The sequence below is a fragment of the Lachnospira intestinalis genome (assembly GCF_040095895.1).
Classification (GTDB): Bacteria; Bacillota; Clostridia; order Lachnospirales; family Lachnospiraceae; genus Lachnospira; species Lachnospira intestinalis.
This window is the reverse complement of sequence record NZ_JBBMFS010000002.1, coordinates 225431-248239: the sequence shown is the minus strand read 5'-3', so window position 1 is coordinate 248239 and position 22809 is coordinate 225431. Positions and strand designations below refer to the sequence as shown.

General features: G+C 40.5%; 19 protein-coding genes. 2 read left to right on the top strand and 17 right to left on the bottom strand.

Annotated features, from left to right (window positions below; all coding sequences use genetic code 11):
* Positions 1 to 11: 11 nt before the first annotated feature.
* The 6 genes from WMO37_RS03365 to WMO37_RS03340 all read right to left on the bottom strand — a co-directional run bounded on the left by WMO37_RS03365 (position 12) and on the right by WMO37_RS03340 (position 6165).
* Positions 12 to 1430: an oxaloacetate decarboxylase subunit alpha gene (locus tag WMO37_RS03365; RefSeq protein ID WP_022432307.1), complete on the bottom strand. Its 1419-nt coding sequence runs from the start codon at positions 1428 to 1430 to the stop codon at positions 12 to 14.
* A gap of 26 nt (positions 1431 to 1456) precedes the next feature.
* The gene (locus WMO37_RS03360; RefSeq protein WP_022432308.1) at positions 1457 to 2608 is read right to left on the bottom strand and encodes a sodium ion-translocating decarboxylase subunit beta; all 1152 of its coding nucleotides are present in this window, start codon (positions 2606 to 2608) and stop codon (positions 1457 to 1459) included.
* Positions 2609 to 2645: 37 nt separating this feature from the next.
* Positions 2646 to 3008 (bottom strand): biotin/lipoyl-containing protein, encoded by a 363-nt coding sequence (locus tag WMO37_RS03355; protein WP_349154299.1) that lies wholly within the window; start codon positions 3006 to 3008, stop codon positions 2646 to 2648.
* Between the two features lie 55 nt (positions 3009 to 3063).
* The gene (locus WMO37_RS03350) at positions 3064 to 3885 is read right to left on the bottom strand and encodes an OadG family protein (RefSeq protein WP_349154298.1); all 822 of its coding nucleotides are present in this window, start codon (positions 3883 to 3885) and stop codon (positions 3064 to 3066) included.
* A gap of 17 nt (positions 3886 to 3902) precedes the next feature.
* A complete protein-coding gene (locus WMO37_RS03345; RefSeq protein ID WP_349154297.1) occupies positions 3903 to 5351 on the bottom strand; it encodes an acyl-CoA carboxylase subunit beta in 1449 nt (482 codons plus the stop codon).
* Positions 5352 to 5511: 160 nt separating this feature from the next.
* Positions 5512 to 6165, bottom strand: coding sequence for a thiamine diphosphokinase (locus WMO37_RS03340; RefSeq protein ID WP_349154296.1), 654 nt, complete (start codon positions 6163 to 6165; stop codon positions 5512 to 5514).
* Positions 6166 to 6418: 253 nt separating this feature from the next.
* Between WMO37_RS03340 and WMO37_RS03335 the strand changes: the two genes are divergently transcribed.
* Positions 6419 to 7135 (top strand): hypothetical protein, encoded by a 717-nt coding sequence (locus WMO37_RS03335; RefSeq protein WP_022432318.1) that lies wholly within the window; start codon positions 6419 to 6421, stop codon positions 7133 to 7135.
* 189 nt (positions 7136 to 7324) lie between these two features.
* On the opposite strand, the gene gltA is transcribed toward WMO37_RS03335, so the two are convergent.
* The 5 genes from gltA to WMO37_RS03310 all read right to left on the bottom strand — a co-directional run bounded on the left by gltA (position 7325) and on the right by WMO37_RS03310 (position 16803).
* Positions 7325 to 8710, bottom strand: coding sequence for an NADPH-dependent glutamate synthase (gltA, locus tag WMO37_RS03330; protein WP_349154295.1), 1386 nt, complete (start codon positions 8708 to 8710; stop codon positions 7325 to 7327).
* A 36-nt stretch (positions 8711 to 8746) separates the two neighbouring features.
* Positions 8747 to 9631, bottom strand: coding sequence for a sulfide/dihydroorotate dehydrogenase-like FAD/NAD-binding protein (locus tag WMO37_RS03325; RefSeq protein ID WP_022432320.1), 885 nt, complete (start codon positions 9629 to 9631; stop codon positions 8747 to 8749).
* Positions 9632 to 9711: 80 nt separating this feature from the next.
* Positions 9712 to 11394, bottom strand: a complete 1683-nt coding sequence (locus tag WMO37_RS03320; RefSeq protein WP_349154294.1) for a chitobiase/beta-hexosaminidase C-terminal domain-containing protein — start codon at positions 11392 to 11394, stop codon at positions 9712 to 9714.
* A gap of 402 nt (positions 11395 to 11796) precedes the next feature.
* Complete coding sequence (locus tag WMO37_RS03315) at positions 11797 to 15624, bottom strand: Ig-like domain-containing protein (RefSeq protein WP_349154293.1); 3828 nt, start codon at positions 15622 to 15624, stop codon at positions 11797 to 11799.
* Positions 15625 to 15843: 219 nt separating this feature from the next.
* On the bottom strand, positions 15844 to 16803 hold the full coding sequence (locus WMO37_RS03310; protein WP_022432323.1) for a bifunctional 4-hydroxy-2-oxoglutarate aldolase/2-dehydro-3-deoxy-phosphogluconate aldolase: 960 nt from the start codon (positions 16801 to 16803) through the stop codon (positions 15844 to 15846).
* Positions 16804 to 16979: 176 nt separating this feature from the next.
* Here WMO37_RS03310 and WMO37_RS03305 point away from each other — a divergent pair, with 176 nt between their 5' ends.
* Entirely contained in the window at positions 16980 to 18092 is a 1113-nt protein-coding gene (locus tag WMO37_RS03305) for a sugar kinase (protein ID WP_022432324.1), read from the top strand.
* An 85-nt stretch (positions 18093 to 18177) separates the two neighbouring features.
* Here WMO37_RS03305 and WMO37_RS03300 read toward each other — a convergent pair whose 3' ends face one another.
* The 6 genes from WMO37_RS03300 to WMO37_RS03275 all read right to left on the bottom strand — a co-directional run bounded on the left by WMO37_RS03300 (position 18178) and on the right by WMO37_RS03275 (position 22588).
* Positions 18178 to 18747: a DUF5028 domain-containing protein gene (locus WMO37_RS03300; RefSeq protein WP_349154292.1), complete on the bottom strand. Its 570-nt coding sequence runs from the start codon at positions 18745 to 18747 to the stop codon at positions 18178 to 18180.
* A complete protein-coding gene (locus WMO37_RS03295; protein ID WP_349154291.1) occupies positions 18734 to 19327 on the bottom strand; it encodes an ATP-binding cassette domain-containing protein in 594 nt (197 codons plus the stop codon). Before WMO37_RS03295 ends, WMO37_RS03300 begins: the two co-directional genes overlap by 14 nt.
* Positions 19328 to 19486: 159 nt before the next feature.
* The gene (locus WMO37_RS03290; protein WP_349154290.1) at positions 19487 to 20293 is read right to left on the bottom strand and encodes a hypothetical protein; all 807 of its coding nucleotides are present in this window, start codon (positions 20291 to 20293) and stop codon (positions 19487 to 19489) included.
* Positions 20294 to 21040, bottom strand: a complete 747-nt coding sequence (locus tag WMO37_RS03285; protein WP_349154289.1) for a hypothetical protein — start codon at positions 21038 to 21040, stop codon at positions 20294 to 20296. It abuts the gene before it with no gap.
* The gene (locus tag WMO37_RS03280; protein ID WP_022432329.1) at positions 21034 to 21855 is read right to left on the bottom strand and encodes a hypothetical protein; all 822 of its coding nucleotides are present in this window, start codon (positions 21853 to 21855) and stop codon (positions 21034 to 21036) included. Before WMO37_RS03280 ends, WMO37_RS03285 begins: the two co-directional genes overlap by 7 nt.
* 4 nt (positions 21856 to 21859) lie before the next feature.
* Entirely contained in the window at positions 21860 to 22588 is a 729-nt protein-coding gene (locus tag WMO37_RS03275) for a hypothetical protein (protein ID WP_022432330.1), read from the bottom strand.
* Positions 22589 to 22809 lie beyond the last annotated feature (221 nt).

Below are 22809 nucleotides of genomic sequence, written 5' to 3'. Positions count from 1 at the left end.
GCATCAGATTATTATACCGGATATGTCTTATTTTCTGTATCCGCAGCCTTTGGGTCAACCTTTGTCTGCTGCGCTTCTCTGTACTTAAAGAATTCTTCTGCAACTGCCGGGAATAATGCGTATGATAATACGTCTTCATCCTGCTGTTTGTACTTCTGAACGACCGGGCTCTTTTTGAAGCCTTCTAACTGTGGCTCAATCAAGTCAGCCGGACGGCATGTAATCGGCTCTGTATCACCGATTGCCTTCTTCTGTACTTCTTTATTAAACGGCTTAACGGTACGTCCGAATTCACCTGCAAGAACCTTCTTGGATTCTTTTGTAATCATCTTGTAACGTTCACCCTGTAATACATTTAATACAGCCTGTGTACCGACAATCTGTGATGACGGTGTAACCAGAGGCGGTTCACCATAATCCTTACGAACTCTCGGAATTTCTTCAAGCACAGCCTGATACTTGTCTTCTGCACCTGCATCCTTTAACTGGGATACAAGATTTGATAACATACCACCCGGTACCTGATATAAGAGTGTCTTGATATTTACGCCAAGAACCTTTGTATTCATCAGACCTGTCTTTAACGCTTCCTCTCTCATCGGACGGAAGTATTCAGCGATTTCAGCCAGCAGATTCTGGTCAAGTCCTGTATCATACGGTGTGCCCTTAAAGGTTTCTACCATAACTTCTGTTGCAGGCTGGCTTGTACCCATTGAGAACGGTGAGATTGCTGTATCAATAACATCTGCACCGGCTTCTACTGCCTTTAAATAGGTCATGGAAGCAACACCGGATGTATAATGTGTATGCATCTGAATCGGCAGTGAAGAACCTTCCTTTAATGCCTGTACGAGTTCTGTTGCTTTATATGGAAGTAAAAGACCTGCCATATCCTTGATACAGATAGAGTCTGCACCCATATCTTCAATCTTCTTTGCTGTTTCTTTCCAATAATCCAGTGTATAGGCATCACCGATTGTATAAGAAAGTGCAATCTGTGCATGTCCTTTTTCTCTCTTAGCTGCCTTTACTGCTGTTTCAAGATTTCTTAAATCGTTAAAGCAGTCGAAAATACGGATAATATCAATACCGTTTGCAATAGACTTCTGTACGAAATATTCTACTACATCATCTGCATAATGATTGTATCCGAGGATATTCTGTCCTCTGAATAACATCTGTAATTTTGTATTTTTAAAACCATCTCTTAACTTACGAAGTCTTTCCCATGGGTCTTCTTTTAAGAATCTAAGAGATGCATCGAATGTCGCACCACCCCAGCACTCTACAGAATGATATCCGACTTTATCCATCTTATCGACAATCGGAAGCATCTGCTCTGTTGTCATTCTTGTAGCAATTAAGGACTGATGTGCATCACGCAATACGGTCTCAGTAATTTTTAAAGGTTTTTTCACCTGTTCTGCCATCTTTATATCCTCCATTAATATCTATTTTACATTACACCAAACATCGCCATAAACGTACCTGCGGCAACTGCCGTACCGATAACACCGGCTACGTTTGGTCCCATCGCATGCATTAACAGGAAGTTGGACGGATCTGCTTCCGTGCCGACCTTCTGTGATACTCGTGCTGCCATTGGAACGGCTGATACGCCGGCTGAACCAATCAGCGGATTTACCTTGCCATGTGTTGCCTTGCACATAATCTTACCAAACAGTACACCGGCTGCCGTACCAAATGCAAACGCAACCAGACCTAATGCAACAATCTTTAAAGTATCAAGATTTAAAAATGCCTCTGCACTTGTTGTTGCACCGACAGATGTACCCAGAATAATAACAACGATGTACATCAATGCATTTGATGCTGTTTCTGTAAGCTGCTTTACAACACCGCTCTCTTTAAAGAGATTACCTAACATCAGCATACCAACGAGTGGAGCTGTTGTCGGAAGAATCATAACAACAACAATCGTTACAACGATTGGGAACAGAATCTTTTCCAGTTTGGATACAGGACGTAACTGTTCCATTTTAATCTTTCTTTCATCTTCTGTTGTTAAAAGCTTCATAATCGGTGGCTGGATAATCGGAACCAGTGACATATAGGAATATGCTGCCACCGCAATCGGTCCCATATATTTTGTCTGTCCTAATTTACCGGCAAGGAAGATAGATGTCGGTCCATCGGCACCACCGATAATAGAAATCGCTGCTGCTGCCTTATCCGGGAATCCCATAAAGATTGCCAGAATATATGCAGCGAAAATACCGAACTGCGCTGCCGCACCAAGCAGAAAGCTCTTTGGATTGGCAATCAGCGGTCCGAAATCTGTCATTGCACCAACACCAAGGAAAATCAAGGACGGTAAAATACTCCATTCATCCAGTAAATAGAAGTAATGCAGTAAACCACCCACACCATTGCTGGAATCCTCAATGGAAAGCATGATGTCCGGATAAAGATTGACAAGAAGCATACCAAAGGAAATCGGTACAAGAAGCAGAGGTTCGTATCCTTTTTTTATTGCTAAGTACAGGAAAATCAACGCAACAACAACCATGAGGTAATTGCCCCATGAAAGCCCGAAAAATGCGGTCTGCTGTACGAGGTTTCCCAATGTTTCTATAATATAACTCATTTTTTAACCTCCCGTTTCAATGATTCTGATAAAGAACTTAGTTCATGGAAACTAATACTTTACCTGTTTCAACGGAATCACCAACGGCACATTCTACTGTTGCAACAGTACCGTCCTGTGGTGCACAGATTTCATTTTCCATCTTCATGGCTTCAAGAACAACAAGTACATCACCCTTCTTTACAGCAGAGCCTGCTGCAACCGGTGTCTTTAAAATCTTACCCTGCATTGGAGCAGTTACCTTTACTGCACCCTGTGCGCCAGCCGGTGCTGCTTTCTTTGCTGCCTTCGGTGCAGCTTTCGGTGCAGCCTTTGCTGCCGGTGTTGCTGCGCTTCCTGTTCCTTCTTCTACTGTAACGTCATATACATTCCCATTCACTGTGATCGTATAATTTTTCATTGTTTCCTCCGTTCCACCGCGGTCTGCGGCTGATTGATTATCAAATATTTTAATTTTATTTCCAGTTATTCTGTCTGCCGACTTTTCTGATGGAACGAACTACCAGTCCATCTGCCGCAGTACCTTCTGATGCAGCAATCGCCGCCGTAATAACAGCAACCAGTTCGCAGTCATCTTCTTCCTCATCTTCCGGTTCCTCAACAACCGGTGCAGGTGCTGTCTGCTGTGGTGCTTCTGCTGTCTGTTTCTTTGCTCCGATTTTATTAACATGCTGAAGCAGAGAAATGATATAAGAAATGAAAATCAGCACGATAAATACCGTACCCATACCAAGTACTGTATTTAATACAGCCTTTTCCATCTTCTCACCTGTTGTATAAGTCGGGTTAATTGCACCGCTGTCCAGATTGAAATCATCATCGATGACCAGTTCAAATGCACAGGTTCTTGTTTCATACGTTGCATTGATTGCAATCGTGCACAGTGTTCCTGTTTCATCACTGACTCTGACATCTTCTTTGTCAATGGACTTTAATGCGCCTAAATCTTCTCTTGTTTTAACCCAGCTGTTATAAAACTCAATCGTCTTGTCGTTCATGCCCTGCATATTTACGACATAGACTTTTCCATTCACATAGCTGAGTGTCTTTGCTGCTTCGCCATCTGCTTTAATCTGTGCATCCGATGTCTGGTCTAAATATACCAGCATATCTTCTGCCCACTGTACCATATCTGAGGCATACTGATTGACCTTCATATCTTTAAGGCTCGTCTTAGCACTGTCTGAAGAAATGGTATTGGTGCAGGCTGTCATACTGAACACGCAGGCTAACACACAGAACAACACGAAAAAGCGTTTGATATTAGTTTTCTTCATATTGTTTCACCTCATTATCAGACCGTTCCATGCTTCTTAACCGGACGATCCTCTCTTTTTGTGTACAGCATTTCAAACGCTGCCGCAACATACTGTCTTGTTTCCTCAGGATTGATAATTGTATCCACATAACCTCTTGCTGCTGCAGATTCTACGCTGGACTGTAACTGTGCATATTCTGCTGCCTTTTCAGAAATCTTTGCGTTGACATCTTCTGCCTTATCAATCTCATCTGCATACATAATCTTTACTGCACTGGCTGCATCCATCATACCGATGCTTGCTGACGGCCATGCGTATGTCATATCTGCACCGACTGCTTTGGAATTCATTGCCACATAAGCACTTCCGTAAGCTTCGCCGATGATTACATTAACCTTTGGTACGGTTGCATTTGCAAATGCATATGTAAGCTTTGCTGCTGCCTTTGCAATCTTCTTTTCTGAATCAACTGTTGCTTCAAAGCCCTTTACATTGGTAAGGGTCAGCACCGGAATTTCAAATGCATCACAGAAATTCACAAATTCTGCAGCTTTTTCAGCACCGTCAACGGTCAGTACCGGTTCAAACTTTTCTGCTGCTTCGCCTTCGTCATCAAAACGGACTGTTCTGTTGGCAACGGCGCCGACTGTTGTACCGTTAATCTTTAACAGACCTGTTACAACACTCTTTGCAAATTCAGACTTTACTTCCATAAATAAGCCGTCATCTGCAATATCTGTTAATGCAAGCACTGCATCTGCTGCTTCTGCTTCCATATCCGCACATGCTCTATTTAAATCATCTTCGCAGTCTGCATAAGCTACATCGTCATTATTGGCCGGAAGAAGAGATACAAGCTGTCTGATGCCATTTGCAATTGTTTCCTCATCACCTGTAAAATCTGCAACACCTGCTTCTGCCTGAAATGCAGCAGATGCTGTGTCTAACTTGGTATCATTGTTGCCGTCTAATGCATTCGGACTGTTCACAAATAACTTTCCGTTCTTTTCTTCTACAAATGTAAAATCAGAAAGTTCTGAAAGAACTGCAAGACCGCCGCCGCAGCTTCCATAAACAGCCGTAATCTGCGGTACAAGACCGGAACATAATGACATCTTCCGGTAAATTGTTCCGAAACCATTCAAAGCATCTGTTGCTTCCTGAAGTCTTAATCCTGCACAATCTATCAGGCCAATAACCGGCGCTCCCATCTTCATAGCCATATCGTAAAGTCCTGTAATCTTCTTTGCATGCATTTCGCCGATTGAACCGCCTAAAACTGCCGGATTCTGGCTGTATACATACACAAGACTTCCATTAATTACTCCGTATCCGGTAATAACACCGTCTGCCGGAGTGTCTTTTTCCTGCATGTTAAAATCTGTTGCTCTGGCTTTTACACCTGCTCCGATTTCAACAAAACTGTTGTCATCAAGAATTGCTTCAATGCGTTCTCTTGCTGACGCCTGTGTTGTGTTACCCATTCTCTAAAGACCTCCTATACTTTTTGTAATAATGTAACAATCTATTGTCTATTTTATAACAATATTTCCCAAAAAACAAGCTTTTTGTAGAATCTTATTTACAATTCTGACAATTCCTTTTAAATTGCATAATACTTTAAAAAAAGCATCTGACACAAGCCTAATCTCTACTCTCAATTGCCGCCACAATCCCTTTTTCAATCAGAATTTCCGCAGTTTCTTCTTTTATCTCATTGCTCTGGCAGATGCTTAACCCCTGCCGTAAAATGTATCCGTTCAGCGGATATTTCAAGCCTTTTAATGTAAGAACTACTTCCTCTGTCATCGGCACAAATGAAATATATTTTCCGTACTGATCTGCCTTTTTTATCGTTTTATTTCCGTTTAACAGATAAATTTTGTTGTACTTATCATAAATGCAGCACTCCGTTCCTGCTTCCAATGCCTGTTTCATGATAAAAATATTGGTCAGTGCGTGGTCATAGCGTGTTCCGGTAGCCCCTAAAATATCAATCGCCGCCGGATGATGTTTTAACGCTGTAATTACCGCCAGATGTGTATCGGTATAATTTTTTTCCGGCGGATATGTCACTGTCTGCGTATCTTTTTTATAGGTATCAAGCAGCCTTTCATTAACCGAATCGTAATCCCCCAAAATGTAATCCACCCGGATTCCCAGTTTATCCGCATGTACCAGTCCGCTGTCTGCCGCAATGCAGTAATCATATATTTTTCCGGAAAGCCAGTCTTTCGCCCACTCATAATCTACTGTACCGCCCGTAATAATTAAAATCTTTTCTGCCATGATTTTCATTTTATCCTTTCTGCACTCACGAATCATCTCTTTCCGTTCTGCTTTGTGTAATGATTCGTTATTATATATTTCTGACTTTGCCACGCATGTCCGTAAAATTCAAAGTTTCTCCGCACGTCGCATTGCCTGTGCTTATTATATGATAACAATTTTAAAGTTCTTTGTACAAGTTCTTTTTTTCTTCACATTTTTGTTTTATACTAAAATTTGGAGTAAAATCCAAAATCTGATTGAGATAAGAATGGAGATTTTTATGGAAAACAAACATTATGAACCGGTCGCTTATCTTCCGAAAGAGCAGGCTGAACGTTTTCAGGAATTTTTGAAATTTTCGGGAATTGCAGACATTGAAATGAATGTCAATGAATTAAACAGCACTTATTCTGTCAGTGTTGCTTCGGGCGATTTTGAAAAAGCAGATAATCTTTATCATGTTTTTTCCGAAAATGAACTAAAAAAAGATTCTACGGAAGACGAGTTGACTCAGGGTGGCAGTATTTACAATAACTCTGCCGAAAAATACAGCGACAATCTCTCCTCTGCCATCACATTTTTTGTGTGTGGCGGTGCGGGACTGATTATTTTACTGCTCAATGACTTTAATGTACTTCACCTGTTCCACTTTTCAGGTGCTTCCGCAATCCTGACAAATGTTGTGCTTGGCGGACTTTTTATTGCATTTTTACTGATTGGCTTCAAATCACTCAAATATTCCAAAAATATTAAATCACAGATGAGTGTGGAAAATGAACTTTCAGATAAATTAAACAACTGGCTTGCCAAAAACGTGTCACCGGAAGCCATTGAAGCTTCTTACGATGGCAGTATCCCGGAAGAAATGAAGTATTTTAACCGCAGCAGCTATTTAAAAAACGCGCTGTCAGAAGCCTTCCCGGATGCAGATGATTCTGTTATCGAAGTGGTCAGTGACCAGTACATTGAAGATACTTTTAATTCTTCACATGAATAATGCCTTTAAATATTTTTGATTCTGCTATGTTTTAAAACTATTCAAAAACCGCAGGAATGTGAACCAGACTCCGGATTCCCGGACATCTGTCACACTCCTGCGGTTTTATTTTTTATGATACCAGGGTCAAAAGATCTGAACCCACATGAGCTTGCTCATAGGTGGGTGAATGATCTTGTGACCGTATAATTATTTGTTTGAAAGATATTCATCAATACCCTTAGCACCGGCTTTACCTGCACCCATGGCAAGAATAACAGTTGCTGCACCTGTTACGGCATCACCACCGGCATAAACGCCTGTCTTTGTTGTCTTACCTGTTTCTTCCTCTGCAATAATGCACTTTCTGTTATTGATATCCAGTCCCTTTGTTGTAGAAGAAATCAATGGATTTGGAGATGTACCCAGTGACATGATTACTGCGTCTAAATCCATTACATATTCAGAACCCGGAACTTCAACCGGTCTTCTTCTTCCTGAAGCATCCGGTTCGCCCAGTTCCATTTTAACGCACTTCATACCCTTTACCCAGCCGTTTTCATCAGCGATAATTTCAGTCGGGTTTGTCAGAAGGTCAAAGATGATACCTTCTTCTTTTGCGTGATGTACTTCTTCTGCTCTTGCAGGAAGTTCCGCTTCACTTCTTCTGTATACGATATGTACTTCTGCACCAAGTCTTAACGCTGTTCTTGCAGCATCCATGGCAACATTACCGCCACCTACGATAGCTACCTTATTGAATCTTGCAATCGGTGTATCGTAATCATCGTTGAAAGCTTTCATCAGGTTGCTTCTTGTAAGGTATTCATTTGCAGAAAATACGCCATTTGCATTTTCACCCGGGATACCCATAAATCTAGGCAGACCTGCACCGGAACCGATAAATACAGCTTCAAAACCTTCTTCTTCAATTAACTGGTCGATTGTCATAGACTTGCCGATAACAACGTTTGTTTCAATCTTAACGCCTAAGCTCTTTACATTTTCAATTTCACTTGCAACAACGGTTGACTTTGGCAGACGGAATTCAGGAATACCGTAAACAAGTACACCGCCCGGCTCATGAAGGGCTTCAAAGATTGTTACGTCATAACCCATCTTTGCAAGATCTCCTGCACAGGTAAGACCTGAAGGACCTGAACCAATAACGGCAACTTTCTTATTCTTCTTTTCCGTAGATTTTTCCGGCTTAATCTGATTTTGCCTTGCCCAGTCAGCAACGAAACGTTCCAGCTTACCAATAGAAATTGCTTCGCCCTTGATACCGCGGATACATTTTCCTTCACACTGGCTTTCCTGTGGACATACACGTCCGCAGACAGCCGGAAGTGCTGATGACTGACCGATAATCTTATAAGCAGTTTCAAAATTCTTTTCTTTAACTTCATGAATAAATGCCGGGATATTAATGGATACAGGGCATCCCTTAATACACTGTGCATTCTTACAATTAATACATCTGCTGGCTTCTAATACAGCTTCTTCTTCGTTGTAACCCAGACAAACTTCATCAAAATTCTTATTTCTTACGTCAGGAGCCTGCTCTCTGACTGGTACTTTCTTTGTAACGTCCATTATGGAACCTCCTACCTGTTGTTTTATTTTTTATGATTAATCGTTGCAGTTGCCACAGCCGCCGTGATGTGTATCACCTTCCTGAAGCTTTAACATGGCTCTGCCTTCTTCTGTCTTATACATCTGCTGGCGTTTCATTGCCTGATCAAAATCTACCAGATGTCCGTCAAATTCCGGTCCGTCTACGCAGGCGAATTTGATTTCGTCGCCAACCTGTAAACGGCAGGCACCACACATACCTGTACCATCAACCATAATCGGGTTCATGCTGACAATTGTAGGAATTCCCAATTCTTTTGTCAACAGACAGACAAACTTCATCATAATCAGAGGTCCGATTGCGATACAACGGTCATACTTTTTGCCCTGATTGTTTACTAAATCCTTTAATACATCTGTACCCATGCCTTTTCTGACATAGCTTCCGTCATCGGTTGTAATGTAAAGATTACCGGCTACAGCTTCCATCTCTTTTTCAAGGATGAGTAAATCTTTATTTTTTGCACCCACAATAACATCGGCATCAATGCCATGTTCATGCAGCCATTTTACCTGTGGGTAAACCGGTGCTGTACCAACACCACCTGCTACAAACACAAGCTTCTTTTTCTTTAATTCTTCAATATCTTCTCCAATTAATTCTGAAGGACATCCGAGTGGTCCTACGAAATCTTCAAAAGCATCTCCTGCCTTTAAATGTGCCATCTTTTCTGTAGATGCGCCCACTGTCTGGAATACAATTGTAACAATGCCCTTTTCACGGTCAAAGTCGCAAATAGTAAGAGGAATTCTCTCTCCTTTTTCGTCCATCTTTACAATGATGAACTGACCCGGCTGGCAGTGTCTGGCAACTCTTGGCGCCTCAACATCCATCAGGTAAATTTTGTCTGCTAATTTCTCAGCTTTCTGAATCTTATACATCTTAGTACCCCTTTCAATTTATATTCCGTGTATATAAAAGACACGTTTATAACATAGTAAATCGCGGCATTGCTGCCTTTTTAATAAGAAGATGCCTGATATGTGCCTTCTGTTCCTGTAATCTGGTAGCATTTCCCATTTTTAATGCCTACCCCGTAGTTTCCCTCTGTCGTGGTCTGTGTGCCGGATTTTAAATCCACCCGGATCTGATACAGTTCCGTATCGTTAATTGTGACATTTCCCACATAAGAAAAGACTGCCGCCGCACCATTTGGTGCTGTCTGCTCATCTGCATTGAGCATCCCAAGTTCTTTCATGCGGTCTTTTAAAATCTCTAACGCTTCTGTATACGTATAGGATTTTTGTGGATTTACAATATAATTCTTCCTTGCAACAGAACTTACCAGATCATGTTCATCAACTGCAATGGCTGATACAACAATATTGCCTTCCGGCATTGAAAAAGGCTCTGTATAAGCCTGTGAATCTGTTGTCGGTGTCGTTCCGTCTGTTGTGTAATAAATTTTCGTGCCATCTGCAGCATCAATGGAAATTTTTTCTCCATATTCATAAGTGCCTGATGACGGACTGATGACCGGCGCATCCGGCTTCTGATAGTTAATAGTATAGTCAAATTCCGCAACCGGACTATATACACCGATTGTATTGACCGCAACGGCTTTCAACGCCGTAATACCACCCTCAAGCGCAATCGCTTCTGTATACTGTGTACTGCTGCTGTCCGGCTGTGTACCGTCTGTTGTATAATAAATTGTACAGGAATCCTCTGCAAATAAAGAAACCTGTAATTCCCTTTGATACTGTCCCGGTGTTTCGGATACAGTCGGTGCCTGTACTTCATACTGGGATAACAACTTCTGGGCATCTGTTCCCTGATACTGTGCAATCAATTTATTCAAGGCATCGCCGTCTTCTTTATCCGCATAAAACTGTGCCAGTGCAGATAATGCATTCTCATTATTTTTATCTACCTGCAAAATCGCAAGCAGCATATCCAATGCCTGCTGTTCTTCTTTATCCTGCTGATAGCACTGATAAAGTGCATACATCATATCTACATTTTTTTTACCTTCACCGGTCTGATAAGCTTTGGCAAAATATTGCTTTGCATTATGATAATCCTGTTTTTTTAACAATTCCATGGCTTTTTGATAATTATAAGAATAGGATTTGCGGTTGGAAATACCCCATACGGTAATTCCTGCAATCACTGCGACGGTCACTGCCGCCACAATTCCCACAATCAGTATTTTCTTTTTTTTATCTGCTTTCAAAGCCGTTTTGGATGTTTTTTTCGATAAATCTGTTTCCGGCTTATCAGTGTCCTGCTTACCGTTCCCCGGTTTATCCATTCCGGGGTGTACTTTTACCGGTTCTATTACCTGTGTTTCTAAAGACACCTTTGTTTCTGTCGCAGCTTTTTTCTCCATGGCGGCTTTCTGCATGCTTTTCTGCTGTTTTTCCTTCTCCGCCTGTCTTGCCTGAAGCTGGATATCTACTAAATCCGGCAAAACCTGAGTCTTCATCTGGGCAGCATCTTTTTTCCCTGCATTTCCCGCGGCTGTAGAACGGACAGGTATTTCCTGTTTTCCCATTGCAGCCTTTGCTACATTGGTTTCTTCTTCTACCAGCTTTTCAATGGATTTTGCAAGTTCTATATCAATCTCTTCTTTATTATCGTTACTCACTGAGCCTAAATCAGTACGCGTATCGTCTGGTTTACTTTCATCATGACTGCCCATAGCTAACTCCTATTTCTTTATTTAACATGAACAATCATACCATATACAAATGATTTTAGCAATAAATGATACTGTGAATTTTTTGACGAAACAAATCCACCCTTCTTTTGCACTTTTTATTTATATATTTTATTGTTTGTTTATATTTCGTACACACTTTGCTCACAATTCCCAGATATAATAAATCTCGATAGCAAAGATATTCTTTCTATCTCCCCCTCATATTTTTTTGACCGGTACTCTCCCCAAGGGTACCGGTTTTTTATTACTTTTTTTAATTCTATATCTGCTAAATCGGCTTTCAATAATTCCTGCACTACAATAAAAAGCAGCCACAGACGTTCTTCACGAACCGCCTGCGGCTGCTTTTATTAATTCCGGAATACCACTACTGTGTTATTCTTACCGGATATTTGTTACTCTTACTGTGCATGACAAAGTCTTATTATTTAAGACTGCTGTTACAGTTGTCGTACCTGCCTTACGGGCAACTACATGACCTGTTGAGTCGACTGTGCAGACTCTCGGGTTACTGCTTCTCCATGTCACCTTGCTGTTACTGTCGTTACCGATAACATCCAGCCAGTATGAATCATACTGTTCCAAAGTGATGCTTGAACGGCTGATAGCCAGTGAATGGACTATACAAGATGAAAGTGCAGTACCATTGACGCTTTCTGCCACAACTTCCGCAGTACCAGGACCCACTGTTGTAATTACGCCATTACCATCTACTACAACAATACCGGTATCTGTTGAATACCATTCATAGGAATCCGTATTAATTGCCGGACGCACTCTGACAGATAACTGTCTTGACTTACCGGTGAGCATATAGATTTCGCTTGAATTAATCTTAATGGATGTAATATTAACTACCGGTGTTACATATACCCAGCAGACACCCTTTACATTATTTCCATCCTTCGAAGTCGCTGTAATCTTACACTTACCTGTACTTAAAGCAAAGATTTCGCCGGCTTCATCAACTGTTGCAATTTCTTCATTAGAAGATTCCCATGTTACATCTTTAATCGATGCATCGTCCGGTTCAATAACTGCCTGTACAATGCGGGATTCTCCAACTAACATACGGACTGTATCTGGTTCAATACGGATAGATGTCACCGGATTTACAACCTGAACAACACAGGTAGCGGATACACCGCTGCCATCAGCTGCTGTTACAGTAATAACTGCAATACCCGGTTCACCCGCATTTAATGTACCGTAAGAATCTACGGAACAGATTGAATTATCGGATGAGGTCCATATAATATTTTTATTGGTTGCCGTATCAGAACCTACCGTTGCTGTTAAAGTTCCGGAAGTTCCGACATTCATAAATTTATGTGTTTCACTTAATGTAATAGAAGAAACATATTCTTTTACATCAATCGTACAAGCTGCTGTCAGCTGGCACTCCTCTGTTGTAACAATGATTACGCAGGAGCCACCCTTTACTGCTGTTACAACACCCATTTCATCAACGGTTGCAACATCAGGATCACTTGAACGATACGTTACATTCTTATTTTCAGCATCATACGGCTCGATATTCGGAATAATCGCATACTTTGCACCTACCCATAATTCCTGATAATCAGAATTTAAGGTAATACCTGTTACCGGCTGTGTAACTGTTACAACACAGTATGCTGTCAGACCGGAATCCGGGTTTGTTGCAATAATAGAAGTTGTACCTGCACCGGTAGCTGTTACCTTACCGTCGCTTTCCACTGTACACACATCTTCATCACGGCTTTCCCATGTAATGATTTTGTTATCCGCATTTTCCGGAAGACAGGTTGCATTCAGCCAGAATACCTGACCTTTTCTTACTGTAATATCTGTTGTATTTAAAACAACCTGTGTAACCGGCTGTTTTACATAGATATTACACATTGCAGATGCCTTGCCATCTAATGATTCACAAAGAATTGTACAGCTTCCTGTTCCAACTGCCTGTACTAAACCGTTAGAGTCTACAATACAAACATTGGTATTAGAAGATGTCCAGCGTACTGTTCTGTTAGATGCCTCTAACGGAAGTACTTCTGCTGTAATTCTTAATGTATCTCCGATTCTCATAATTTCATCTGTATAATCGAGTGTAATCGTTTCTACCGGAATATCAATGACAAAATTACAGAATGCCTGAAATGCGCCGTCTTCGGTTTTACAAACTACTGCTGCATGTCCCGGTTTTACAAATGTTACAAGACCACTCTCATCAACCTTTACAATGCTTTCATCTGTAGACTGCCATGTAACATTTCTGTTAACACCTTCCCCTGCAGGAAGAACAGTTGCCACTAACTGGAACTGTCCGACAGACATAGAAGATTCTACCGATGTTTCATTTAATACAACACCTGTAACCGGTTCTCTTACATAAACATCACAAGTTGCTGTCTTTAATCCATCTTCTGTAATAACACTGATGGTTGCTGTACCACCGGCTACACCCGTGATAGTTGCCGTGTAGCTGTCACCTTCAACTGTTGCAACGCTTGTATTTGAAGAAGACCATAATACTTTATCATTGGTTGGTCCTGCCGGATTAAATAACAGCTGGACCGTTCCGGTTGAACCTCTGTCAATCTGAATAGACGACGGATTAATGGATACTTCATTAACCGGTGTTGTTACATAAATAACACAGGTTGCTGTCTTCATAACGCCGTTAACGTTTTGTGTAACAATCAAATGTACCGTACCGGACTTCACACCGGTAATCTTAAATGTCTTACCGTCCTGCTCTACTGTAACCAGATCACCTGTCGGAATTGTTCCGTCATCCTTTGGCTGGTTTTCAAGCTTATAAGTAATTGGATTGGCTGTAATATCTGTAGCTGTTACAAGGGCTGACACTTCAATGGTTTCGCCCATGTTAACAGATGTCTTATCTGCACTTAATGCAAAATCATCAATAACAGTAATTTCATACACCAGCTGAATCGGCTGATTGTACTTTGTACTGAAATCATCTGCTGCTCTTGATGCATATATCTTTGCAGTACCGGCACCAATTGCCGTAACAAGACCTGTTGTTGCATCAACCTGCAGGACTGCATTGTTCGATGTTGTCCATGTAATCTCTGTCGGATTTGCTGATGTTGATAACTGCAGCTGGTCATCAACGTTCATATTGCTGACCTGATTGCCCAGTTTCTTAAACGGTACAACAACATCAACGGTATCATGCGTATACCATGTCTTATTGCCCTGTGCATCATATGCCGGAATACCTACTGTTACCGTAGAAACACCTGCATACTTACCAAGTACTGAACCGTCCTGTGCAACTTCAACAACCTTCGGGTCAGATGACTCGTAAAAAACACCTGCCGTTGCCGGATTATTGATGTTAGAACCAATAACATACTTCGTAAACTCTACATATGGTTCATCATTTAACTTTAAACACTTGCGGTTATTATTGTCTCTGTAAATGTTTGAATCATTAAATTCTACTTTTGCACGAACTGTAAATTCTTTGCAAAGAGCCTCTTCACCGCCGCCGTCTGCTGTTCTTACAATAACCGTTGCCTGTCCACCGCCGACAACCTTTAAAGTTGCCTGTGTGCTGGATGATGAAACCAGTTCAACTACACCGTCATGAGAAACGTTTCCACTGGTGTCGTTCTTTGTTTCAATAAAAATCTTGTTAGAATCACAGGTATTGGTTGTAAATGTGATCTGATCACCAACTGTATAAATCGTACTGTTGGAATGAGTTGTCGTAACTTCAAGCGGTACAACAACCTTTGCCGTCAGGCTGGTAACCAGTGACTTATTGATAATGGAACCTGTGCTGTCATACTGAATAGAATAGTATGTAGCTGTCACATCCGCTTTACCGGCATGTGCACCCTTAATAATAGGAATCATACCTTTTGCAGTGTCGTGATCCATTACATCATTTTCTCTGCGGAATGTAACAATATCGTTATTAGAAGATGTCCATTCGATATTATTACCATTTGGTGCGTAATTCTGGTTCGGATCCCCATTATCATCCGTACCGGTAAGAGAACTAACCTGTACAACCGAGTTAGACTCTTTATTGAATGCAATGCTTGCAGAAGTCGTTGACAATCTCATGGCAACACTGGTCGCAGCGTTGGCATAGAGCATATATCCTCCTAACAGAGCGATTGCAAAGATTGCAGCTGCCAGCACCTTCCAGCCCTTACGCAATCTTCTAATCTGATAAATTTTTTTCATAACAGACCTCTTTTCTACTGTATTCTAAATACCTATTTAGTCTATCGACTACATTTTGTGTTTAGTTTACTATATTTTCACAATTTTTTCAACATTTTCCACAAAATTTACGTTTTAATTCCCCCGCATGGGAGGCTTCTGTTACAAAGGTACTACATAAACAGACTGCCGCACTTTCAAAGCACGGCAGTCCCATGGACTTAAAAACAATTCCTGCAATTATTTCTGAACAAGATGTATAGCGAATCCGCCGAACTCGCCCTTGAAATAAATTGCCTTTAATCTGTCATTTTTAATAACGGCTGAATCCTTGTCAAATTCAAATCCACGTTTCTCTAAATGATAGATTGCTCTTTCAATATAGTTTGTTGCGATTGCAATATGGCCATGTGTTCCACGACCCTGCTTTTTCATCAGCTCAAAGCCTGTTCCTGAAAATACTGAACTGTTACCGACTTTCTTTTCAAAGCTGAACATCTTATTGAATGTATCTGCAAGGTCTTCTGCCTCTTCACCGCTCTGTAAGTTGACACCAACGTGTCTAACTTCAAATCCAAGCATCGTATCAACAGCTTCTCTTGTCAGATTCTTAATGCCTTCAAAATCGCCTGCTGCAACCATGTCTTTCTTTACCATCCATGAACCGCCGCAGCATACAATTTTACCAAAGTCAAGATAAGACTTTAAGTTGCCTGCATTGATACCGCCTGTCGGCATAAATTTCATATTTGTATATGGTGCTGCCATAGACTTAATCATGTTGAGTCCGCCTGCTGCTTCAGCCGGGAAGAATTTTACGACATCAAGTCCTAATTCAATCGCTGTTTCTACATCAGAAGGATTGCTTGTACCCGGAACAATCGGATAACCCTTGTCCAGACAATGCTTTACAACCTTAGGATTCAGTCCCGGACTGACAATAAACTTTGCTCCTGCATTCATGGCTCTGTCTGCCTGCTCCGGTGTTAATACTGTACCGGCTCCGACAACAAGTTCAGGGAACTTTTCAGCCATGATACGGATAGATTCCTCTGCTGCTGCAGTTCTGAATGTTACTTCTGCGCAAGGAAGTCCGCCTTCAATTAAAGCCTTTGCTAACGGTTCTGCATCTTTTGCATCATCTAATGCGATAACCGGTACAATACCAATCTTGCTCAATTCTTCTACAACTTTATTCATTTCAACTTCTCCTTTTACTAGAATATGTAATTTCTTTTTATTATAGAGTTGGTACATTTTTTTGTCAATTCATAGTTTTGTAAATTCATGAAATTCTTTCGGTAAAAAATATAGATTAAATCGGACAAGTATGATAGAATACATTTGTAATAAAATATTTTGGAGGTATCTAAAAAATGAAATTAAATTTAAGACCAGCCGAAGAGTGCACATTTGATGCCGTATCTTTAGGTGAAGTAATGCTTCGTCTTGATCCGGGTGAAGGAAGAATCCGTACAGCAAGAAGCTTTAGAGCATGGGAAGGCGGCGGAGAATACAATGTTATCCGTGGTCTTCACAAGTGTTTCGGAATGAACACAGCTGTTATCACAGCTTTCGCTGATAACGAAGTAGGTCTTCTTATGAAAGACTTCATCGAGCAGGGTGGCGTTTCAACAGACCTCATCTGCTGGAAGAAGACTGATGGTATCGGACGTCTTTGCAGAAACGGTCTGAACTTCACAGAAAGAGGATTTGGTATCCGTGGCGCTAAGGGCTGCTCTGACAGAGCTAACACAGCTATCTCTCAGGCTACACCGGATGATTTCGATTTCGACTACATCTTCAAGAACAAGAGCGATGGTGGTTTAGGTGTTCGCTGGTTACATACAGGCGGTATCTACGCTGCTCTTTCTGAACAGGCTTGTGAAACAGTTATCGCAGCTTGTAAGGCAGCTAAGAAGTATGGTACAATCGTATCTTACGACTTAAACTACCGTCCTTCTATGTGGGAAGCTATCGGTGGATTAGCTAAGGCTCAGGAAGTTAATAAGGAAGTTGCTAAGTACGTTGATGTTATGATTGGTAACGAAGAAGACTTCACAGCCTGCCTTGGTTTTGAAATCGAAGGTAACGATGCAAACCTTAAGACTCTGAACCTTGATGGTTACAAGAAGATGATCAACGAAGCTGCTGCTACATATCCGAACTTCAAGGCTGTTGCTACAACACTTCGTCAGGTTAAGACAGCTACAGTTAACGATTGGTCTGCTATCTGCTGGGCTGATGGTGAAATCTATAAGGCTGCTCAGTATGACGGTCTTGAAATCATGGATAGAGTTGGTGGCGGTGATTCATTCGCTTCAGGTCTTGTATATGGTCTTATGACATTTGAAGATGCTGAAAAGGCTGTTAATTACGGTGCTGCTCACGGCGCTCTTGCTATGACAACTCCTGGTGATACAACAATGGCTTCTCTCAAGGAAGTTGAAGGTATCGTTGGTGGTGCTGGCGCAAGAGTTCAGAGATAATTAAAGCTTAGCTTTCATTTGATTAGAGCGTTCAAGAACAAAAAACGTCCGGCAGGAAAATCCTGCCGGACGTTTTTTTGTTCTTTCACACACATTTGAGTTTTATCTGCTTCTTTACCGGATACAATGACAATACCAGTTCATAGTTTCGTTCTTTTACGTGCTCCCACTGTTTTTGCGTAAATCCATTTTTTACTAAAAGAAACGGCAGAATCAGTTTCCGTTCTTCTCCTGATTCGATATAGATTGAACCGCTTTGATACTGCTCACTATTCCATTTTTCATTTACCGCCATATACTTATCAGGTGCTGTACAAGTTGTCCATGCCTGTGATGTCAATGTAAAGCCTTCTAATGTGACCCGCTGTTTCTCTTCTGACATATTTTTTATATTGACTGTAACCATGATACATTCTGCTTCCTTAAACATTTCCTTTTCGAAAGCATATATATCAGAAAAATCTTCCTGACTCATAAAAGACACATCGGTTGCTGTTATTTCAAAATCATCTGCCGTCATCGCTTCACCAATCTGTTTTTCCTCTAACTGTGCTTTCGGATATTTCAGGTTAATACCGATTACCAACACCAGATATGCAAAAAAGGCAATCACCGATACGGCAATTATGATCGTTTTTATTCTACTTTTTTTCATTTCGGATAATTTTCCCCTCCTCCATATAATAAATGCTGTCTGCTATCTGATCTAATATTTCTCTGTCATGACAGCTGACAATAATTAATGCACCTGCTTCCGCTCTTTGTTTTATAATTTTCTTTACTTTTTCCACACTTTTTTCATCTAAAGCATTAAAAGGTTCATCTAAAATAATCAGTTCGGGATTTTCCATTAGTGCAATGGCAATTCCCAGCTTTTGTCTCATTCCAAGTGAATATTTCTTTACGGACTTCTTTTCATCAGGGTCTAATCCTACTTCCTGTAGTATTTCACGCATTTCATTTTCCAAAGCAATTCCTTTGATGGATGCGATTGCCCTCATATTATCCAATGCACTGTAATGCTCTATAAATCCCGGACTTTCAATGAGTGCGCCAAGACTTTCCGGAAATGATATTCTTTTTCCCAGTTCATCTCCGTCTACAATAATTGCTCCGTTATCAGGAATCACCAGTCCGCAGATACACCGCATCAGCATGGTCTTTCCCGAACCATTCTGCCCCCGGAAACCATAAATTTTCCCACATTCCATAGATGCTGATATATCATCAAGCACTCTATTCCCCTTTATTGTTTTCGATATATTTTTAATCTCCAAATACATATTCCTCTCCATTTCCAAGCAGCTTGTTGCCAAGACGCAATGAGTAATTCGCGCAGGCGATTTCTCATTTGCCATCATTGCTATTTGTTTTGCTCATAAAAATCATTTATTTTATGAATAAATATCCTTCTTCTCTATTGTGATACTGCCAATAACCACCGAAACCAGTATCAACAGACTGCCAAGCACCACTGCCCATAAAGTATTTAAGATACTTCCATGCAGAAGTACCGGTGTGCGCATCAGCATCAGATAATTTCCCAGACTATATGGACTATATATAAAAATCCCTGCCGCAATTACCGCACAAACCCAGATATATCCCATTGGCGGCTGGAATACCACCGCTATCATCATCTGCGTAACAGCGATTGCCAACGATACTATTACCGGCACTGCCATAGCATACATATAAAGTTCAGTTCCTGCATTTTCAATTTTCTGATTTTCAAGCAAAAATGCAGCAACCTCCGGCTGTGCCGCCTTAAATCCGCCTGTTACAATGCTCACCGCAGTCACCGACAGATACAGCACAAGATAAAATCCGAGAACAGACAGGATATTCCAAATCACTTTTCCGAACCACCATGCCTTTCGATTTCCTGATTTCAAAAGAATCTGCTGTCCTGCCATATGCAAATCCTTTACCGGATATACACCGACAACAACTGCCAGATAAAGCTGTATAAAAACCCAGTATGCGTTTGGCACGATATATTCATTTTTACGGATTACTTTCATTCCCCTCAAATTCCACAAAATGTAATCCCAAAATCCCATATCGACAGACAACAACTTTTTACATGAATGATTACAGCATATACATGCAATTATTATAAAGCCTGCAAACACCATATACTTTACTTTGTTTTCGTTCCATACTGCCCGGATATCGTATTGGATTATTTTCATATTCATCTATCTGCACCTCTTTGGTAAAAAGTCTTTTTTCTTTGCCGCAAATCTTCCTATTATATAGAAAACTATACATAACCCCGCTGCGACTGCCATATAAACGCCGATTTTCTCATCACGCCAGTTCTTATAGCTAATCATCAGCAATTGGAATACTTTATTAACCCTATATACATCCACCACATAAAATACCAGAATACCAATCCATACCAATGCCATCTGATTTGTAATCCAATACAACAACAGACTGACAATCAGAATCAGTTCTGTCAATAGAATCACCGCCATTATGTATGCTGCCATAACTACGGCATATGCAACCTGTATTGTATCTCCTGTTGACAATGCGTAATAACTGTCATCACTCTGCCAGTTTATATTCACCTTACAAATTACCGAGGCCGACAAAATGGTACTGCCACTGTATACAAGAGCTGCCGCCAGCCCCATCACTGACAATTTTTTTATCTGATAATTCCATATTGCCGTTCTTTTTTTATGCTGTAATATATTACAGTATAAAAAATCATTACGGATTGTCCTTGTAAAAACCAAAAGCAGTACAATATACATGATAGAAGTTCTCAACATCAACAGTTCACTGCGAATCAAAATATCCGCTCTGCTGATTTCCACACCTCTTACATATTGTAAATTAATCTTTGCAGTACCGGTATATAATACCCCCAATATTACAATTATAATAAAAGCGGCTATCATATATGGTTCGCAATATTTTTTATTCAGCATATATCCTCCTGCCTGCCGCGGTAAATGAACTCCCAGCCCGTGATAATAAGCAGGACTGCCGTTTCTACCACGAACGGAATCATTCTGGGCGAACTATACGCAGGATTTATAAAATTAGACGGCTCCCATGACTGCAAATTGAGCAGTTGGAACAATGCCGATAAAAACACGTTTAATACCAATGGCGCTAACAGCACCGTAAAAATGTGATTGGAGTAAAATGCAACATTTAATGCAAATACCGCCAGTGCCCCGCTGAATAAAAATATAACCATCAATGAAATCGCAACATAAACTGCCGGGTGCGTAAACAGCAATGCAGAAAAGCTTCCTTTCGGGACCATATTCGATGTTGAATCTGCCGCCTGTGGTTTTATTACCGGTACAACTGCTATGCAAAGCAAAATATTAAAAATGAGCGGAACACAGGATACAATTCCTCCCGATAAAAATACCGCCGTAAATTTTGCATAAAAATACTCTCTTTTATCTGCCCTTGTGCAGATAAATTCAATCAAATGATCATTTACATCACTAAAAAAAGTAGCTGCGTATGGCAGTGTTACCAGAATCGGAAGAATAAGTAAATAAAGATATGAATACATATTATTCCCTTCACATATCCAGCTATTATACAGATTCGGTGGATATAGGAGTGCAAAATCTAAAGACATATATTTATCCATTCGCCTCACAACAGGAAGAACCTCTACTATCCAATGGGCAGCTGACACAATCAGTCCTATCATCATCGCAATATAAAATCCCGGATTTCTTAACATTCTTTTTACTTCAAATTTAATCATCTGTTTCATCCATTTAATACTCCTCACTTTTTCTTAACAGGTCATTTAATTTTATAAATGCATATTTTTTCACAGATTCTACCGTTGTATTCTCATCTTTCAATTTGTAAGTTGTTTTGGAACCGTATGCTCCCATTGGATTTAACAGCAGATTGATATTGGCATCCTCTGTCAAATCATCGTCACTCACAAGATAGTACAATGTAACCGGCTCTGATTTTTCTCCATATTTCATCTGATAATGAAAATCATCCATTGGATCAGGTTCTTCACCAATACTACTCATATACAATTCATACTTATGTGTCTTTGTATTCTGCATTTTATCAACATGCAGCTGATGACTGTTTAACGTTTCTATCTTATTAGGACTTATATCGTTATTATCTTCTATTGTCATGGTTACACTAACAATACTGTAATCATTGACAATTCTGTTCCCGTCAAACTGTATCCCTGATGCGTGTTCCTGCGGTTCAAACGGCAGTTCCTTCAAAATCTTTGCTTCCAGTATTTCATACGAATATTTCCATATATCCACCTGATAGCTGCCTTCTTCTGCCTTTTGTTCCTCTCCTCCTGCCACAACTGTGACAGCCTCATCTGTGGACAGACTCTGAGATGTTTCATCACTTTTAACCGTATTATATATACTAAAAAACTTACGTCCGCCAAAAACTGCAAAAACTGCTATGACAAGAATTAAAAAGACCTTTTCTGTAATACCCCATTTACGCTTCATCTTTCTTCTCCATATCTATTTGCTATTAAATATTTATTTTAAATTTTTCCGGTCGACCTTACATTCATATTACCCCATGCCCTCTATATTTTCTATCTGCATTTCGCCAACTGCACTTTTTTTTCGTGAACTGCTCTTTTTATTAATTTTTGTTCAATATTCCAATACATTTTTGATTTATTTCATCTTATCTAAAAGAAAAATGTCCGGCAGGATTCATT

What these genes read in the sequence shown, in the direction of transcription:
- WMO37_RS03365 (WP_022432307.1), bottom strand. Translation starts at nt 1,430, where the DNA reads ATGGCAGAACAGGTGAAAAAACCTTTAAAAATTACTGAGACCGTATTG.
- WMO37_RS03360 (WP_022432308.1), bottom strand. Translation starts at nt 2,608, where the DNA reads ATGAGTTATATTATAGAAACATTGGGAAACCTCGTACAGCAGACCGCA.
- WMO37_RS03355 (WP_349154299.1), bottom strand. Translation starts at nt 3,008, where the DNA reads ATGAAAAATTATACGATCACAGTGAATGGGAATGTATATGACGTTACA.
- WMO37_RS03350 (WP_349154298.1), bottom strand. Translation starts at nt 3,885, where the DNA reads ATGAAGAAAACTAATATCAAACGCTTTTTCGTGTTGTTCTGTGTGTTA.
- WMO37_RS03345 (WP_349154297.1), bottom strand. Translation starts at nt 5,351, where the DNA reads ATGGGTAACACAACACAGGCGTCAGCAAGAGAACGCATTGAAGCAATT.
- WMO37_RS03340 (WP_349154296.1), bottom strand. Translation starts at nt 6,165, where the DNA reads ATGAAAATCATGGCAGAAAAGATTTTAATTATTACGGGCGGTACAGTA.
- WMO37_RS03335 (WP_022432318.1), top strand. Translation starts at nt 6,419, where the DNA reads ATGGAAAACAAACATTATGAACCGGTCGCTTATCTTCCGAAAGAGCAG.
- gltA (WP_349154295.1), bottom strand. Translation starts at nt 8,710, where the DNA reads ATGGACGTTACAAAGAAAGTACCAGTCAGAGAGCAGGCTCCTGACGTA.
- WMO37_RS03325 (WP_022432320.1), bottom strand. Translation starts at nt 9,631, where the DNA reads ATGTATAAGATTCAGAAAGCTGAGAAATTAGCAGACAAAATTTACCTG.
- WMO37_RS03320 (WP_349154294.1), bottom strand. Translation starts at nt 11,394, where the DNA reads ATGGGCAGTCATGATGAAAGTAAACCAGACGATACGCGTACTGATTTA.
- WMO37_RS03315 (WP_349154293.1), bottom strand. Translation starts at nt 15,624, where the DNA reads ATGAAAAAAATTTATCAGATTAGAAGATTGCGTAAGGGCTGGAAGGTG.
- WMO37_RS03310 (WP_022432323.1), bottom strand. Translation starts at nt 16,803, where the DNA reads ATGAATAAAGTTGTAGAAGAATTGAGCAAGATTGGTATTGTACCGGTT.
- WMO37_RS03305 (WP_022432324.1), top strand. Translation starts at nt 16,980, where the DNA reads ATGAAATTAAATTTAAGACCAGCCGAAGAGTGCACATTTGATGCCGTA.
- WMO37_RS03300 (WP_349154292.1), bottom strand. Translation starts at nt 18,747, where the DNA reads ATGAAAAAAAGTAGAATAAAAACGATCATAATTGCCGTATCGGTGATT.
- WMO37_RS03290 (WP_349154290.1), bottom strand. Translation starts at nt 20,293, where the DNA reads ATGAATATGAAAATAATCCAATACGATATCCGGGCAGTATGGAACGAA.
- WMO37_RS03285 (WP_349154289.1), bottom strand. Translation starts at nt 21,040, where the DNA reads ATGCTGAATAAAAAATATTGCGAACCATATATGATAGCCGCTTTTATT.
- WMO37_RS03280 (WP_022432329.1), bottom strand. Translation starts at nt 21,855, where the DNA reads ATGAAACAGATGATTAAATTTGAAGTAAAAAGAATGTTAAGAAATCCG.
- WMO37_RS03275 (WP_022432330.1), bottom strand. Translation starts at nt 22,588, where the DNA reads ATGAAGCGTAAATGGGGTATTACAGAAAAGGTCTTTTTAATTCTTGTC.